Genomic DNA, 16,665 nt, shown 5'->3' with positions numbered 1-16,665 from the left:
TGTTTTTTGCGAATAAACTATAAGAGAGGCCCTGGCAAGAGGGCCTCTCTTATAGTTTTTATTTAAGACACTCTTTAACTGCCTTATCAAGGTCGGCGACATGAATTGGAGTCGGAGTACCAGACTTCATTTTCCATACTGTATAGCCGCCTTTCAAACACTTTCCGCGCAACTCAGTTTGCTTGCCCTCAGTGATGAAGCGCACCAAGACCTTACTGCGACCATCCTCTTGAATGTCGAATAGCTTTCTGGCAACTGCGTCGCTTAGAAGGTGCCCGCCTTTAGTATCGAGACAGTAGACAAGCCCAGATTTCCACACCAAAAAATCAGGATAGAATGATCCCGCATCGCCCTCCGTTAATAGCGGGATATGAAACCCGCCGCTGCTGGAGTTACGGTGCCATGGAAAACCTGCTTTATCCAAAGAATCTGCAAAAGGCGCCTCAAACTTATTTAAACCTGAATATTTTTCATAGATCGAATTGACGTATGTCGTACCATTTCGAGGTACCCTAATAGCGCCAAACTGGAACGGAGCGCCGCTCTCGTAAGCCAATTCCGAGTTTGAATAATACGCATCTACAATTTCGGCTGCCAGTTTTTCAGCATATCTTTCAGCTGCACTATGTATTTGTACTCGGCAATCAAACTTAGGGTGTTTCAGATCAGTAACAGCCAGCGCTCGGGTAGAGCGTGCTCTTAATGCTGTATTAACAAGCCAGCGCAAGCGCACTGGATTAGTATTCCCACCTTGCATCCACTCTAGGCTCGAATCCTTATTCAATGACTCCAGATCAACTGTCTGGGTCGCAGTATGGGCCTGGCCTTGCGTGTCCGGAGTGTTTTCAGTGAAGGTGGGGAAATCACCAACGATTTCAGCGATCCTGCTACAGGCTTCACTAGCATCGACGTGCACCTGATGCAGCGCAACCTCCAAACCATCCTTCAGATGCAAATCATCAACTGCACCACCTGCGCCACCAAAATTATCGACAATTTCTATTGGAGCACCTTCTGCCCTCAGTTTCTCCTTTACTGCATTAATCGAAGCGGTAAACACACTTTGATTGTCAACACGCAAAAAGAAATGGGCTGAGTTAAGAAGTGCGTTGTCGTAGTGCTTTGCTCCATACTGCCTTAAAACTCGACCTATGATTTGCTCAACCTGGATTGAGGACCCCATACTTTTATCGATATAGGCAAGGTAGCAACCTGGGTCATCCCATCCCTCCTGAAGAGAGAGGTTAAATATTATGTGCTTGAAATCACCAGCCTGGAAATCTTCAAAGTCTTTTTCGCCCTTTGAAAAGAGATTCACTTCATCAGGTTTATTCCCATCCATAAATGCAAGATTTGCATAAATTGCAATATCCTCAGGAGATATACCTTTTTCCTCGACGAGATAACGCCATATTCTAATCGGCGGTGCTTTCCTCAACAAAAACGGTTTGGAGTGGTCATCTTTTTCTCCATCATCAGCAATGTTTGTTTTACAAACATAGATAGCTTTTGGAGAAAAACCCAGCCCTCTGGCGTTAATTTCAGCCTCAATTGATGATAGCCGCTTATGGAGGTCGTCTAAAGACTTCTCCATCGCACCAGTGGTTCCGTCAAACTGAATTGCTTTCTTGACGAGTTCAGCGCTCACAACTTTTTCGCTACTAACAGCGGTCGTCACGAACAGCTGGGCGTTCGGCTGCCCATCGGAGTCTATAGACTTAAGCTTCTCAAAATGTTCATGATCGTCCCCTGACTCTTCAACCCAGAGCTTGATGGGCTGAATGACTCCTTTGTGAAAATTGTTGGGCAGTTTTAAAGTAGCACTAGCGAGTAAGTAGGCGTCGGGTTCCAGCTCGGAGAGAATGTCTGTCTGCTGCTCAGAAAGATTGTGCCCTTCATCATATACTATGAGCAGCGGTCGACGCTTTCCGTTAGATACTCGCGAAATTAATCGCTCCCACGGCGATGAGTTGCCAAAAAGATCAGCATCTTTTTTATAGACGTTCAGAGCACCTTCAGACTGATCTTTGTTGTTAAAAAGCCCTGTGGTTGCCATAATCATCAAAGGTGTGGCTGAGTCTTCGATGTGATGGGGTGTTAGTTGCGAAATATTAATTACTCGAAAACCCTCTACGATTTCCGAGTATTTTCCGCCCGCACTGAAATTTACATACGTCTGAGCAACTACGGGCTTTGCTTTAGACATCCAAAAGACAATTGGCTCAGATGCAAAATGCGAGCGCATCAAGGTTACTGCCTGGGCCAGGATTGGTGTCTTGCCCGCCCCTGTTAACGCAGACAGTGCTTGAAAGAAAGGTCTAGGCTTAGGCCCTTTACTCGGACGATAGGGGTGATTAGCGAAAAACGCATAACGCTGTACTATGGTGCTCGCTGCTTCAGCTTGAAAAGCCTTGAGATTGAAATCAGGCATCAAAGTCTCCCTCATTATTATAAGAGTCCTGACGCTGATTAAACCCAATATGCTCAAGGACCTGATCTGGAATTTTATAAAATTCTACACTGCTGCCAGTGTAGGGTGCTAACGCTGCGTACACATGATATCGCACAGCAAGCCCCGCACTCTTAGCCTCTTCAGCGATTTCTCGAAATGCGGCTTTGGTTAACGCTGACGGCTTTTCTGGGGAATCCCATATCAGGAAAAAGCCCTCATTCTTTGCATTAACTGCAAATAGATGTCTATTCACCTGAGCAGGAAGCCTTCTTAGATACGACTTTGCTTTTTCAGCCTTATTCCAGTAGCTTGTTAAAAGCAAGTCAATCATCTCTTCACGGGCTAAAGCGTTGACCGCTGAAGCGTCTATCTTTTCACGCTTCAATTCAATAAAGCGGAACCCACTAGGGATTGGCTTACGCTTTTCCGCTGCCCATGCTCCAGACATAACACGCTTAACACGCTCAGCTGTAAGTGTCCGAGCATAATGGTCACCTTTTTCGGTGTTCCCTTGCTCAATTAGAATAAATCTTCTAGAACTATCGGCCTCTTGATTAAGTTCGAGAACGGCATGTGCCGTCGTCCCAGAGCCTGCAAAAGGATCCATAACGATTCCGTTAGGAGGGCACCAAAGCTGAATTATCTTAGTCATCAACTTCAATGGCTTGACTGTTGAAAAACCATGACCTTGCCCAACGACGGCTGTAAGTTCCGCAACTCCGTCAGCCGATCTGCCTGATTCTTTGTAGTCCCAGGATGTTGACCCAAGATCAATATCAGTAACCAAATCAGAGCTAAGATCGGAGTCTGACCAGTAAGTAACAGGCACTTTGCCCTTTTTTATTTGTTCAAGATAGGTTTTTACTCTTGGCCGGCCAAGTCCATCGCGACCAAACCATAGGAAAGGCCAATTATCTTCTGATAGTCTTTCATATGATTTCTTGGAGATACTTTCAGCCAGAACACCTGGCTGCTGCTTTTTCACCATTAAGGCTTTGCCGCGACCATCACCAATGTCACGTTCTTCGTAATCTGGCCCCCAAGCATTCAGCCAGACCTTGACATTTTTCTTGGGGTGACGCCACGCGCCGTTCCCCGCTGGATAATGTACGATGCCCGTGAAAGGTGACTGAATACCGTAGTCATCTTTCGCAGAGTAGCTTTTCGCAGTGAGGTTACCCTCCCGCCAGAGATTGCCAGGGTCGTTGTCCGGATTGGAGTAGCGCTTATTATCCGACTCCCCTCGCGTCATGGATGCAGTTTTTACTCTATCAACATCTTTGCCATAGACCAAAACGTATTCAGTCGCAGTGGATATATGCCGATTATCTGGACGGGCAGCCGCTGACTTCTGCCAGTTGATAATAGCGAGGCGATTATCTTCACCGAAGATCTCATCCATCAGCATCCCCAACCGGAACAGTTCCCGGTGGTCAATGCATATGGCCATCACACCACCAGGCTTCAGCATCTCCCTCATCATCCATATACGAGGGGTCATGAACCTCAGCCACTTGCTGTGCTTTGAGCCATCATCCTTAGGTACGACATCACCCAAATCCGGGTCATTTGGATCTTTGTCCCACTTATCGTTGTAACGAAAATCCTCGCCCGTGTTATATGGAGGGTCAGTCACAACCAGGTCGATCTGACCCCGATACTTATAGAGCGTTACCATCGCCGAGAGGTTTTCGCCGTCCCAGATCTCGTTCTCAGCCTGAGCCAGCTCTTCCCCGTAGGAGTGTTTTTTGACGATGGCGGCGAGCTTGGGCTTGACCTGCCGGATGATCTGCCAGGGAGCAGCTCGCCCCGTGTAGTTCATGACAATGCCATTTTTCCCGGCATCAGCGAGCGCTTCGTCATGCTCTTGAAGCAAGCGCACCAGCGCAGCTCTAGGCAGTTGATCATAATCCATAAACGCCCCTCGAAAAATTGCGCAAAGGCTGCGACAAAAATCGCTTATTTTAGAGGTTCGGGGAGCTGTCACGCCATCTCTAATTTGGCCGACAGTGGGTGCTCTGCATCAGTTTCTGGCCCTGACGGCAGTTGGCTGGCATACTCGCCTCGTCCCGCGTCAAGGGCGGCATTTTTTGCAGCATGTGGGAGGCAACACTCCACCACCAGTAATTCATGTCCTTGTTTTATAAGGTTTTTTTGAAATGACTGGCTGGGTTCACCTCCCCCCGGCTCCACCAAATGATCAAAAAAAGACGTCCACGGACGTCTTTTTTTGTGCCTGAAATCCAGTAAATACGCGGCCTCCAGCGCTTTTGCGGTCTTTTGAGAGTTTTTGAGTTCCAGCCGTTCGGGTATTCCAGGCGGTATTCCACCTCACCCGGTGCTAATCTTTGGAATACCGAATCAGTGCTTGAGGACAATCTCATGCCTGCTCAAAACCTCCGCCTCTCCGATCGACAGCTCAAGGGAGTCAAACCCGCGTCCAAGGATTACGTCCTCACCGACGGTGACGGTTTGCAGCTCCGCGTACGCAGCAACGGCTCATTGCTGTGGAATTTCAACTACCGCGAACCGGTGACCAAGAAGCGCATCAATATCGGCTTCGGGACCTACCCCGAACTGTCACTGGCGAATGCACGAAAGATGGCAGTCGATGCACGTGAGCTGCTCGCTCAGGGCATTGATCCGAAGGTGCAGCGCAATACGTTGAATGAGGCCAAGCGCGCAGAAACGGAACATACCTTCGAGAACGTGGCCACCGCCTGGTTCGAGCTCAAGAAAGACTCGGTCACCCCGGCCTACGCTGAGGACATTTGGCGGTCGCTCACGCTGCATGTGTTCCCCGATTTGAAGACGACACCACTCACGAAAATAACCGCACCGATGGTGATCGCATTGCTTCGTCCAATCGAAGCGAAAGGCAGCCTGGAAACAGTCAAACGTCTTAGCCAGCGGCTAAACGAGATCATGACCTACGGCGTAAACTCCGGCCTGATCTTCGCCAACCCGCTCACCGGTATCAGGGCTGTATTCAAGAAGCCCAAGAAAGAGAACATGGCTGCGCTACCACCCGAAGAACTCCCCGAGCTCATGCTGGAGATCGCGAACGCCAGCATCAAACGCACCACCCGCTGCCTGATCGAATGGCAGTTGCACACGATGACTCGCCCCGCCGAGGCGGCGACTACTCGCTGGGCAGACATCGACTTTGAACGGCGTGTCTGGACTATTCCACCGGAGCGGATGAAGAAGCGCCGCCCACACAGCATCCCGTTGAGTGATCACGCTGTCGCACTGTTGGAGTCACTGAAGACTCACAGCGGCCATCGCGAATACGTCTTCCCGGCCGATAGAAATCCACGCACCCACGCCAATAGCCAGACCGCCAACATGGCATTGAAACGCATGGGCTTTCAGGATCGATTGGTCAGCCACGGTATGCGCTCGATAGCCAGCACCATCTTGAATGAACATGGCTGGGATCCTGAGCTCATCGAAGTAGCCCTGGCGCATGTCGACAAGGATGAGGTGCGGAGCGCCTACAACCGAGCTGACTACATCGAGCGCCGGCGCCCGATGATGGCGTGGTGGAGTGAGTACATCCAGAAAGCCGCCACCGGCAGCCTGCTCGCCTCAGCGTATGGCCAAGTCAGAGACAAGAACGTGGTGCCGATACGCTAGCGCTATACGGCGCAAGAACGGCAGCAGAAACAACTGAACGTTCAAGATTCGGGGCTAGCAGCCTCGCTTATTCGCTTCTCAGCACGGGTCCATCCAAACAGGGCTGCAAAGCCGCCCTGTTTGGATGGACCTCACTTTGAAGAGCTAAAAGCGACCACGTTGTCCAGGATTTACCACGGAATTCCACCGGTGGATAACCGCTCTTAAAGTCCAAAGTGGCGCTGAATTTTGAACCTTGACCGGGTTTATCTACAGGCGTAGAACTGGCCGTGCAAGCGCTGTCGATGACAGCACCCCAGGTGGCCCGAGCCTTGAAGGTCACGCCGCTGTCGCGGTGGTTCTCCCCCCAAATGGCGATTCGCATCCGGCAGCTCGCCCGGTCACCTCCCCGGTGATGGATGCCTTCTTCAGATCATGGCCCTCGTGCGCCAGACAACACCTCCTACTTCGCTGCCCTGCAGCAACCTATCCGCTTGGCCGAATCTTGCGCCAACCTGCGCCCGTCTCTTTCTCCTGGAAAGAGACGGGCGCTCCTACCACTGCTGCAGCCCAATTCGTACAAGGCTTTGCGGCATTTCCCCTCGTGACAATCGGCGTGACAAACACCGAAGCCACCAGCAACAGTGCTGCAGATGATGGTGCCGCAGACCAGGGAATGGACTGCACCTGACTGACAGTCAGGCACGCCCCGGTCATCGCACCGCTGCGTTCACCCGGCTCAGGATCTTCAGGCACTGGTCTCGTCAGCCAATGCAGCCTCCACCCGCCCACCGGTAACGGTGCTCAGGAGGCCAGATCATGAGATGCCCTTGCTCCCGGTCGTAAGGAGCCGCCAGTCCCGCGTTAGAGGACATCCCCACAGGTCGCAGGGACCTTGATCCCTGATAACACTCAGCATTCTTGGCGGGATGACGTGGGGCAAGGATCGGAGAAAGGCAGATGAGGTGACCGACATGGGATTGGTGAGTAGACGCGATGGCCGCAATTTCGGCTATGGCAGGCAATTGAGCTATGCAGGGCCGCAGGCGCTGAAAGACATGTTCGGCGGTGGCCACTACGGTACGGTCAAGGCGCATAGTGATCGATGGCAGGCATTCGTCAAGTGGTGCCGCTCCGAACAGGGGCCCGGTATCAATGATGCGCGGCAGATTGATCGGAAAGTGTTGGGCGATTATGCAGCGTATCTGCGCGATGTGGTTCGGCGCGGTGACCTCGCCGTCAGCACCGCACAAAACAGGCTTTCCAGCGTTAACAGGACCATGGCGGCGCTTCGCGGTGATCAGTATGTGAAATTGCCCAGTCCGAGCAAGGCGTTGGGAATGCAGCGCACCGGGGTTCGACAGTCGGTGCCGCAAGGCCAAGACCGCGAACAGGTTAAGCAGATCGTCGATGCACTTTGCAGCCAATATCAGCTACGGGCCGCCGCGATTGTTCTATTGGCGCGAGCTACCGGCATGCGCTTGCGTGAGGCCATCTTGGCTGATCTGCCACGGCTACACCGTGAGGCTAAAGAGCTAGGCAGGATTAACATTCAGGATGGCACCAAGGGCGGCCGCGCCGGTGCCCTTGCTCCCCGTTGGATTACGGTGGATGACCATATTTGTGATGCACTTGGGTTTGCACAGAAGGTGTCACCTGCGGGTAGTCGCAACCTAATTGCGCCACACGAAAGCTACCTGATTTTTCTGCAAAAAATTATCCGTCCTGCGCAGGGCATCCTGCATGCACACAATCTCAAAGGCTTCCATGAGCTACGAGCGGCATACGGATGTGAGCGCTATGAGCAAATTTCCCAACACCGCGCGTCTATCAACGGCGGCCAATGTTGCCAGGTAGACAGGAACCTTGATCGTGAGGCTCGGAAGCAAATCAGCTATGAGTTGGGGCACGGTCGAGTCGACGTGGTCGCGGCTTACATTGGAGGACGAACATGAGCAAGCCATTCGATATGGAGGTGTTCCTGGCTGGCGTGCTGACTGGCTCGCACCCAGCCCGGCAACGACATGTGCGACAGGCGAGGATCATCCAAGCCGAAATAGCAAAACGCTGGAAGCGAACCACACCCTGGACTTGGCAAAGAAAGCATTTGGCTTGGTTTCTCGGATACCACCTTACGTCGAAAAGTCAGGCAACGCGCTATTACTACGTTCTGACAGCACGATTACTCGTTCGTCGCCTAGAAAAGCCATGGATATTCAACGGCTAAAAAGATTAGCCGTGCTGAGGACAGAGCCCCAATTCAGCTCCCTCTTGACATCGGAATCACTTCACGACAGAACAATAGACTCTGCGTTAGCCAGGCCATCGTCAGACTCCAGATAGCGACTTCTCAGCTCAGCCACCCGGCGCTCATCCAAGCAGACAACATCGGTCAAGTGCTCGCGCTGTGCATGATCCAGGGGCTCAACAAAACCTCGATCAAAGCGCAAACCAGCACGCGGGCTGAATATATAACGTGCATGAAAGTCCTGATCCAAAGCAGCATCAGATAATAGATGAATACGTATACAAACCCCTTGCCCCAGTAGAGCTTCAAGCATCCTTTCATAATCGGCAGCAATTAGGTCAAGGCGACGGTCGTCCGTGCTTTTTGCGGTAAAGATAATCAGCTCAGCCAGTCGATGCTCCTGCTGGCGACAAAGATCAAACATCGCCTTCAACACCCTGCAGCACTTGGGCATAGCCTGAAAATACGGGTCGACTAGAAAAAATCGATCAGAACTCAGCAACACATACCGCGCAGCCTCGGCCAATGCTTGAGCATTGCGCTTAACCTGCACATCACGACGATTTTCAAACAGCGTCTCTTCAACCTCGGCTAGACAATGAAATCGCTCGGCATCGTGGTTATCCCGCACCAAGATTGCCGACAGGCGCTCGCGCACACTACCTTGTTTGGCATTGGCGATCCAATCGTCCCCATCAAACGGCAGTCCCAAGCGTACCAGTCGGTCGTTCTGGGCTTGGCGCAGCTTCTCGACGATACGCGCCCGCTCCACATCCCCCACGCCGCGACGCTCACAGGCCTCAATCACCAAACGGGGCCAGGGCTTAGGAAAACGTGCAATCAACAAGCCCTTGCTATAGCTGAATTTCTCCAGTGCGTACTTCAAGTCTTGCCAGTTATTGATAGCATCCGGCTCAATTGCAAATATAGCGTGCATCAGAACAACTCCTCACCACGCTCAGCAAAGAAGCCATTGGGCCAACGGCTAGTGAACTCTCCATAGCGATCAATTTCTATACGCGTGGCCTTTACCCCACCTGCTATCGTGTCGAGGTAGATAATCGACACATCCTCAGGTTTCAGTTGCTTAAGGCCATTGGGCAAATCGCCCTCACAGCTTTCGCGAATCCGGCGCAAGATCCGCAAAATCAGATGTTCGCTATGGGTCTCGATAAGGAGGCTGCATTGGCGATTGGCCTGGGTGAGCAAATCACCTATACCAACTTGAATTCGTGGATGCACATGCAGCTCTGGCTGCTCACAGGTCACAAGCCCCTGACGTGCCACAACAGCAGCCACAATCAGCGGAAACAGCTGTGAAATTCCCACACCAACCTCAGAGAAAGCTACGTCGCACTGCCGCGTATCATCCCAGAGTGCCCATTGATTGCGCACCTGCTCAATAACTGCACCCTTAGGCGCAACACTATCAGGCGCTAGCTCCTGCAGAAGCGCTTTCAACTTCTTTATGTTTATAGGTGCTTTCTGCTCTGACGAATTGCCTTCTTCATCAGCACCGCTGAAGCTGATTTCAAGCTTATCGCCATGTGCATCGAGCATGGCGCGCAAATCACCCAGACTGTCGTCACCGCCGGAATACACCACCTTGCTCACCACCGACTTTGCACGCAGTGAATAGCCCAGGCCGAGATGCCTCATCCACTGGTTAATCTCGGCCATCAAGGCGGGTGCTTTGTGCTGCCGACTGAGCGCACTAACTACATCCCAGGCAGCCGCGCCGCTGTACCAGTCTTTCTGCTCGGGGTAAGGATTGGGCTGGCGCATGGCATCAGGCACCATGCGGAGCGGGCCGATGCACAAACTCTGATTTAGCAGTGTCAGCAAGTTATCTAATGGAGCTACCAATACATCCGAGAGAATTTCATGCAGTCGTGTGGTGATGCGCGGGTCGTCGTGTTCGACGGTGGTTTCCAATCGCTTGCCTAGCAGGGGTAAGGCGCCAGCAAAGCCTTCAAAACCCAGCTCGGCATGGGCAAAGATCATTTCAGGCATATGCAAGGATTCGCGGCGACTGACCCGCTGACTGGGGCGCTGAGCGTTTAACAGCTCATGCAAGTAGCTCACAAAGCCTTCGGCTTCGCGCTCCGGAGCTTCGTCCAAATCCAGTTCAGCCAACAAAGCGGGATGCTGGTAATTGAGCCAGGCTAGCACTGGCTGCTTCATCCCCGAATCACTGTTCAATTCAGCGATCAGTGTGTCGTCCAGCCACAGCTTGTAACACGCCACATAGGCGGTTTCGGCTGATTTAGACCAGGCGAGATGCAACTCCACAGCAAAGTGTGCGGCATCTGCGGTTGGGCTATCGACAGTTAGGCCAAAATCCTCATTGATCAGCTCATACAGCTGGTTGTAACTAGCCCCGATGCTGTCGTTTTTTGCGACATGAAGCTTAATGACAATGCGCTTATTCAGATCACCGCCATTCACCAAGCTGGCAAAGCCGCCGATGTGTTTTTCTCCCAACATATCAATGCGCTGTGGGTCGCAGTGGCCTTTTGCGAGGATCTGCTGGAGATAAAACAGCGCCTGCAGAACCGAGCTTTTGCCGACGCTATTAGGGCCGAATATCAAGGTCACAGGCGCCAGCGCGATGGATTGGGTAGCCTGAAATGCACGAAAGTTAGTTAGGGCAATTTCCGTAATGCGCATGGCTTTTATGCTCCAGCTCCGCAGGTCCCGGCAGATGGATTGAGGTCGCCGTTCTCGAAGAAGATGGCCAGGGCTTCGAGGATGGTCGATTTGCCGTAGTCATTGCGACCAACGATGCCGGTCACGGCTTCGTCGATGGTGACAAGAGTGGTGGCTCGGTACCCACGGAAATACATGAGTTTGACGGACTGGAGGCGCATGGAGATTTCCTTATCTACAGCTGACCGGAAAAAGCTTTTTGGCTAAGCGACTCAAAAAGCGGAACATCTGCCTCTTGAAACTTCACCGCCAACCGCTCCATTACGATTTTTTTAATGCTAATGAATGCCTCCTGCTCGAACATGGGTGGTTTAAAAACTGGAGCCTCTCTTAATCTTGCCAGAGTGATTTCTTTAAAGGTTGCACCTTTGGAGTTCTTGTCAATCCACGAGCGGAACGCAGCGCTTCTGAGCAGTTCCACCAAAAATTCAGCCTTCATGTCGTGGGCCGGCGATATCTTTGCTGTCCCCTGTGTTAAATTTGCGCCAACAAGAAAATCCGGAACAACATCAGCAGAGCCAACACTCGCCCTAATACAGTAGACAATATCACCCAGACCAACTTCAGAGCGTTTAAATTTATTTGCTATGTCAGCAGACGTGCATGCATAGCCTGACCGAGCCAGCTTTCCACCCTTGAAATCACCTGTCCTAATATATGGCACGCCTCCATCCACATGCTCACCAGCTTGGACTATACCGTAAGTAATGATTGAACCTTTTCTGACTACATCTGCCAGGGTGAAAGCCTCCCACCCCTTCGGATTAGTCGCCGGGTCGCCGAACATGTCCAGAAACACGGCGCGAAGGAAGTCGTCGGCGAGCTGGGTGGCTTGCCGGCGTTTGCGGCGGATGGCGTCCGCCTTGTCGAGGATGTCAGCGATGCGCTTTTGTTCGTGTAAGGGCGGAAGCGGGATCATCTCGTCATGAACCAGATTCCTATTTAGAGTCGGTACACCAGCCCCCTCAGAAAACCGCTCTAGCTTAAAGCTTGAGAGCATATAATAGACCCAGCGCGGATGGTTACCATGGAAATCCATCACATATAAGGCTGTGTTAAGCGGCCAAAAACCTTCTTCGCAATAGTGAACCTTACCAATTGTCCCCGACCTGCCCGTGATTACCCCTGGCCCCTTAATTTTCAGCTCGTCATGGACACCACTTCGTCCATTGGCTGCATAAATAGGCACTGTACCTTCGTTTCTTGCACCAACTGGAAGGTCATATCCACGCTTTAAAGTCGCCACATTTTTCAGCGGCACCAAAGGCCAACCAGAGTGATTTTGGAAAAAACTCACAGCATCTCCTCCAACTCATCCAGATCCGTAAGGATCTCCCGTTCCAACCCTTTCAGCCGTTGCAATATCACTTTAGGATCTTCGTACCGCTCTTGCTGGTACTCAACTTCCTTGTAGCGGTTGATGGAAAGATCGTACTTGTTGGCGGCGACTTCTTCCGCGAGGACAACAAAAGCTTTTTTGCGCTTGTCACCAAACAGAGTATTGATGGTATTGGCACTGACGTTGCCTTCGATCATCTGCCGGTATTTGTGCCATTGGGCAATAGCATCGGGCAGGTCGTTGCTGTCCTCGCCCTTCAGCTCAGTGCGCTTGTCGTCCAGCGAGTAGCCGTCAGCCTGCAGGTCATAGAACCAAACGCGTTCGGTGGTGCCGCCTTTGGTGAAAATAAGGATGGCGGTGCTGACGCCGGCGTATGGTTTGAACACCCCGCCGGGCAGACTGAGGATGCCTTCCAGTTGGTTTTTGTCGAGCAGTTCCTGGCGCAGTTGCTGGTGGGCCTTGGATGCACCGAATAGCACGCCGTCCGGCACGATCACCGCAGCACGACCACCGAGCTTGAGCGAGCGCAGAATATGTGCGACGAACAGCAGCTCGGTCTTCTTGGTTTTCACCAGGCCGAGTACGTCGGGGTTGGTGTTGGTTTCGTCCAGGCTGCCTTTGAACGGCGGGTTGGCCAGCACCACGTCGAAGAAGTCCTGCTCTTGACGCGGGTAGTGCTCCTTGATGGATTTGCTCAGGGAGTCCTGGTAGCGGATGTTCGCGCCGTTCACGCCATGCAGCATCATGTTCATGCTGGAGACGCGCAGCATGGTGGTGTCGAAATCGAATCCCCAGAACATCTGACTGTTGAGGTGCTGGCGGTAGGGTTCGAGCAAGTCACCGGAATAATGAATGTTGCCGTCTTCATCGGTGAAGGTGCCTTCCGAGCTGGAATACACGCGGTTGAGGTATTCCATGGTGCGGGCCAGGAAGCCGGCGGTGCCGCAGGCCGGGTCGCAGATCACCTCGGTCGGCTGCGGGGCAATTAGCTCGATCATCGCGTCGATGATATGGCGCGGCGTACGGAATTGGCCGTTGATGCCGGCGGTGGTGAGCTTACTCAGCAGGTATTCGTAGATATCGCCCTTCACGTCGCTCTGGGTCAGCGGCAGGTCGTTTACCATCTCCACGGCAGAGGTGAGTACAGACTCGTTCTTGATCTCCAGATCGGCGTCCTGCATGTACTCGCTGATATGGCCCAAGCCTTCGCGCTCACCGCCCTCGCCTTCGGCGCTGCCGAGTTGGGCGAAGAACGGATAGACCTTTTTCTTGAGGTGGCTGTGTAGTTCCTTCCCGCTCAGGTTGCGAAAGTTCTTCCAGCGCAGCAGTTGGCCTTCCGGTGTATTGGGAAACAGACGGTCGAAGACCTTGCCGGTACGGTTAGCCTTGCGCTCGGCCACTTCTTCCTGCATGTCGAGCATGCGGGCGAACATCAGGTAGCTGATCTGTTCGATTACAGTTAGCGGGTTGGTGATACCGCCAGTCCAGAATTTTTCCCAGAGTTTGTCGATATCGGTGCGAATTTTGCCGGTGAGCATCAGGCGTTCTCGTAGTCGGTTTCAGTGTCGGATTCAGCGAGCAGGTCTTGATCTTCGGTGCTGTCAGTGAGCGCCTCAATGTTCTGCTCGACAGGGATAAAGTCGATTTCCAGCGCAGCTTTGTCGGAGAAATAGGCAGGTAACTGGGCTTTAATGGCAGGCGCCAGGTTCTTGAATTCGCCCACCTGTTTGACCAGATTGCCCTTGCCGCTGACCAGTTGGCCTTCGGCCCTAACATAAGCTTCGGTGGCGTTTTCCAAGCCCTTTTTGATTTTCTCAAAGCTGGCCAGGAAGGTGTTGAGCTTTTTGAACACGCCCTCTGCCCGACTGGCCAGCGCAGCGGTGTGCTTGTTCTGGTCCTCATAGCGCCAGAGCTGGCGCACGATGTTAAGGCTGGTGAGCAGCGTGGTAGGTGTGGCCACCAGCACGTTGTTCTCGATGGCCTGCTGGAACAGGGTTCCGTCTGCCTTAAGCGCTTCGACGAAGGCCGATTCAATGGGGATGAACATGAATACCATGTCCGGAGAATTAAGCCCCGGCAGCTTGTAATAGTCGCGGTCAGCCAGTTCCTTGATGCGGCTGGCCACGGCCTGCACATGCTCTTTTAGGGCCTGCTTACGCTCTAAATCGTCTTCTGCGTTCACATAGCGGGTATAGGCGTTAAGCGAAACCTTTGCGTCGATGATCAGGTGCCTGCTCTGAGGCAGGTACACCACGGCGTCGGGGCGCTGGCGCCCCTCCTCCGTAGTGATGCTGACTTCGCGCAGATAGTCCTTGCCCAACTGCAGGCCTGAGCGGTCGAGTACGTTCTCCAACACCAGTTCGCCCCAGTTACCCTGCAGCTTCTTTTGGCCACGCAGCGCGGTGGACAGCTCATGGGCTTCGGTGGTGATCTGCTGATTCAGCGTTTTCAGCTGCTCTAGCTCTTTACGCAGCTCACCTTGCTGGGTGGTTTCGCGGTGGTGGATCTCCTGCACTTCACGCTTGAAGGTGTCGATGGACTGCTGAAACGGCGTCATCACGGCACTCAGGCTGAGCTTGCTGCTTTCCTGCAGCGACTGGGTTTTCGCCTCGAGAATCTCGTTAGACAGCAGCTTGAATTGCTCGCTTAAGCTGGCTTTCTGCCGTTCGAAGTTGGCGAGCTCACGGGCATGGCTGGCCTCGCGCTCATCCAGTTCGGCCCTAAGCTTGGTTTCTTGGCGCTTGATCTCTGACAGGTGGCCTTGCAGTGTTTCAACCTTATCGCCTGCGGTCTTCATCTGCTCCTTCAGCTCTGCCAGCTGTGCCCGAGCATCCGTGTTGGCAGCCTCAAAGCCTTTGGCTTTTTTGCCCTCTTCGGCCAGTGCTGACTTGAGACCACTGACCGATTCTCGCTCTTGTAGAAGTAAGGTATTAGCCTGCTCCAGACGACCCTGGTAGTCCTCAACTTTCGCTTTAAGGCTCCGGATTTCAGTCAACGCCGTTTCGTGCTGAATGACCGCTTCATGATGTTGTTTGGCAGACTGCTCCAGCTTGGCCTCCAGGTTGGCATAACGACCCTTGGCTTCCTGCTGTTCCTGAGTCAGCCGCGTCACGCTGTCCAACGCGCCCTGCAGCTTGGTATTCAGTGTGCTCTCGGCGACCTGGAGCTCATGCCCTCGTGCTTCTGCGGCCTTGAGCCGCTCACTCAACGCAACGCTGTCGGCCAATGCTGTCGTTCGAGCCAGTTGGGCATGCTCAAGCTCGGCCGCCAACTGACTGAGTTGCCGGCCCTGACGCAATGCTGCCGCGAAGTAACCCAGCAACGCGCAAGCCAGTGCGAGTACAACTGTGATGACGATGATATCGGTGGTCCATTGACTGGCTTGCATGTGCACTCCTAGTGACTGGTAGGCGAGTTGTCCCCGCGCAAGAAGGGCTTGAGCACGGCCACTAGCACGCCCACATCAGCGGGGGCAAACACACCGTCGATGCCTTCGTGGGAAATGCTGGAAAACGGTGCGTCGTAGAGCTTTTCGATGACGATGCTGCCGTGCTGGGCAATGTAGCTTTTCAGCAGGTTCATGAAGCGCACCTGCTGGGCCGTGAGGCTGGGATGGGTATGCAGGAACTGGGCAAAATGCTGCTCAATGGCCTGTACATCCAGGCCTATCAGCTCGCGCACAGTCAATTGCAGCTCGCTGGCAGTGCGGCCATAGAACTCGTTCAGCACTTGCAGGCTGATGCCTGGGTGAGTGGTGAGGATGGTCGAGGTGAGCGTGTTCAGCTCCTGCTCGGCAATAGGCTCGCCCTTGTGGATTTTCTGCAGGGTCGGGTTGGCAGCCAGCATGCCATCGAGGATGTCCTTGAGGCGGTGCCGGTAGATCATGGCCTCGTTGGCCCCTGGAATCTTGATCTGACGTTCAGCCACCTGCACGCCGCCATCGGCGGTGCGAGTGCCCGGCGTGCTGTAGAGCACTCCCTCACCGGACTTGCGATATTTCATGATGCCACGCAGCTCCTGCCGAGCTCGTTCCAGCTTGCCCACATTGGCGTTGAGCCAGAAGTCCGCGCTACGCACCTCCGCAATCAAGGCATCCTTCTGGCGCACGGCCTGAATATTGATGGCGAGCTTGTCGATCTCTTCCAACAAGGTGATCTTGCCATCCTCGAAACAACTGGCGTTTTCCACCAGACAGCGCTCGATAACGGCGATCAGCTTGTCGAGCGCTGTGGCATGCTTGTCGCGCAGCACACGAGCTGACATCAGCGGGGCAATGGTATCCCGCCGCGTCAGGATAGT

General features: G+C 53.2%; 12 protein-coding genes. 3 read left to right on the top strand and 9 right to left on the bottom strand.

Features of this window, described 5'->3' with window-relative positions:
* Positions 1-58: 58 nt before the first annotated feature.
* Together GYA94_RS05410 and GYA94_RS05405 are read right to left on the bottom strand one after the other, a co-directional pair.
* The gene (locus tag GYA94_RS05410) at positions 59-2,431 is read right to left on the bottom strand and encodes a DEAD/DEAH box helicase family protein (RefSeq protein ID WP_161891928.1); all 2,373 of its coding nucleotides are present in this window, start codon (positions 2,429-2,431) and stop codon (positions 59-61) included.
* Positions 2,424-4,367, bottom strand: coding sequence for a site-specific DNA-methyltransferase (locus tag GYA94_RS05405; protein ID WP_161891927.1), 1,944 nt, complete (start codon positions 4,365-4,367; stop codon positions 2,424-2,426). Before GYA94_RS05405 ends, GYA94_RS05410 begins: the two co-directional genes overlap by 8 nt.
* 467 nt (positions 4,368-4,834) lie before the next feature.
* On the opposite strand from GYA94_RS05405, the gene GYA94_RS05400 reads away from it, so the two are divergent.
* The 3 genes from GYA94_RS05400 to GYA94_RS05385 all read left to right on the top strand — a co-directional run bounded on the left by GYA94_RS05400 (position 4,835) and on the right by GYA94_RS05385 (position 8,297).
* Positions 4,835-6,091: an integrase domain-containing protein gene (locus GYA94_RS05400; protein ID WP_161891926.1), complete on the top strand. Its 1,257-nt coding sequence runs from the start codon at positions 4,835-4,837 to the stop codon at positions 6,089-6,091.
* Positions 6,092-7,044: 953 nt separating this feature from the next.
* Positions 7,045-8,025, top strand: coding sequence for an integrase domain-containing protein (locus tag GYA94_RS05390; protein WP_161891947.1), 981 nt, complete (start codon positions 7,045-7,047; stop codon positions 8,023-8,025).
* Positions 8,022-8,297 carry a hypothetical protein gene (locus tag GYA94_RS05385; RefSeq protein WP_161891925.1) on the top strand — a complete coding sequence of 92 codons (276 nt, stop codon included), beginning with the start codon at positions 8,022-8,024 and terminating at the stop codon, positions 8,295-8,297. The genes GYA94_RS05390 and GYA94_RS05385 overlap by 4 nt, the downstream gene beginning before the upstream one ends.
* Positions 8,298-8,358: 61 nt before the next feature.
* Here GYA94_RS05385 and GYA94_RS05380 read toward each other — a convergent pair whose 3' ends face one another.
* From GYA94_RS05380 to GYA94_RS05350, 7 genes are all read right to left on the bottom strand, one after another.
* Complete coding sequence (locus GYA94_RS05380) at positions 8,359-9,255, bottom strand: hypothetical protein (protein ID WP_161891924.1); 897 nt, start codon at positions 9,253-9,255, stop codon at positions 8,359-8,361.
* Positions 9,255-10,988: a DUF3696 domain-containing protein gene (locus GYA94_RS05375; protein ID WP_161891923.1), complete on the bottom strand. Its 1,734-nt coding sequence runs from the start codon at positions 10,986-10,988 to the stop codon at positions 9,255-9,257. Before GYA94_RS05375 ends, GYA94_RS05380 begins: the two co-directional genes overlap by 1 nt.
* A 5-nt stretch (positions 10,989-10,993) precedes the next feature.
* Entirely contained in the window at positions 10,994-11,188 is a 195-nt protein-coding gene (locus tag GYA94_RS05370; protein WP_255326899.1) for an AAA family ATPase, read from the bottom strand.
* Between the two features lie 14 nt (positions 11,189-11,202).
* The gene (locus GYA94_RS05365; protein ID WP_161891922.1) at positions 11,203-12,324 is read right to left on the bottom strand and encodes a restriction endonuclease subunit S; all 1,122 of its coding nucleotides are present in this window, start codon (positions 12,322-12,324) and stop codon (positions 11,203-11,205) included.
* Entirely contained in the window at positions 12,321-13,904 is a 1,584-nt protein-coding gene (locus tag GYA94_RS05360) for a type I restriction-modification system subunit M (RefSeq protein ID WP_161891921.1), read from the bottom strand. Before GYA94_RS05360 ends, GYA94_RS05365 begins: the two co-directional genes overlap by 4 nt.
* Positions 13,904-15,754, bottom strand: a complete 1,851-nt coding sequence (locus GYA94_RS05355; RefSeq protein WP_161891920.1) for a DNA recombination protein RmuC — start codon at positions 15,752-15,754, stop codon at positions 13,904-13,906. The genes GYA94_RS05360 and GYA94_RS05355 overlap by 1 nt, the downstream gene beginning before the upstream one ends.
* A gap of 8 nt (positions 15,755-15,762) precedes the next feature.
* Positions 15,763-16,665, bottom strand: a 903-nt coding sequence (locus tag GYA94_RS05350; protein WP_304363532.1) for a type I restriction-modification enzyme R subunit C-terminal domain-containing protein, incomplete at its 5' end; no start/stop codon positions are given.

Origin of the sequence: Pseudomonas juntendi, from assembly GCF_009932375.1 — a bacterium.
Classification (GTDB): Bacteria; Pseudomonadota; Gammaproteobacteria; order Pseudomonadales; family Pseudomonadaceae; genus Aquipseudomonas; species Aquipseudomonas juntendi.
The sequence above is the reverse complement of the archived record's forward strand: the minus strand, read 5'-3'. Positions and strand labels throughout refer to the sequence as shown.

What these genes read in the sequence shown, in the direction of transcription:
- GYA94_RS05385 (WP_161891925.1), top strand. Translation starts at nt 8,022, where the DNA reads ATGAGCAAGCCATTCGATATGGAGGTGTTCCTGGCTGGCGTGCTGACT.
- GYA94_RS05355 (WP_161891920.1), bottom strand. Translation starts at nt 15,754, where the DNA reads ATGCAAGCCAGTCAATGGACCACCGATATCATCGTCATCACAGTTGTA.
- GYA94_RS05400 (WP_161891926.1), top strand. Translation starts at nt 4,835, where the DNA reads ATGCCTGCTCAAAACCTCCGCCTCTCCGATCGACAGCTCAAGGGAGTC.
- GYA94_RS05380 (WP_161891924.1), bottom strand. Translation starts at nt 9,255, where the DNA reads ATGCACGCTATATTTGCAATTGAGCCGGATGCTATCAATAACTGGCAA.
- GYA94_RS05390 (WP_161891947.1), top strand. Translation starts at nt 7,045, where the DNA reads ATGGGATTGGTGAGTAGACGCGATGGCCGCAATTTCGGCTATGGCAGG.
- GYA94_RS05370 (WP_255326899.1), bottom strand. Translation starts at nt 11,188, where the DNA reads ATGCGCCTCCAGTCCGTCAAACTCATGTATTTCCGTGGGTACCGAGCC.
- GYA94_RS05405 (WP_161891927.1), bottom strand. Translation starts at nt 4,367, where the DNA reads ATGGATTATGATCAACTGCCTAGAGCTGCGCTGGTGCGCTTGCTTCAA.
- GYA94_RS05360 (WP_161891921.1), bottom strand. Translation starts at nt 13,904, where the DNA reads ATGCTCACCGGCAAAATTCGCACCGATATCGACAAACTCTGGGAAAAA.
- GYA94_RS05410 (WP_161891928.1), bottom strand. Translation starts at nt 2,431, where the DNA reads ATGCCTGATTTCAATCTCAAGGCTTTTCAAGCTGAAGCAGCGAGCACC.
- GYA94_RS05375 (WP_161891923.1), bottom strand. Translation starts at nt 10,988, where the DNA reads ATGCGCATTACGGAAATTGCCCTAACTAACTTTCGTGCATTTCAGGCT.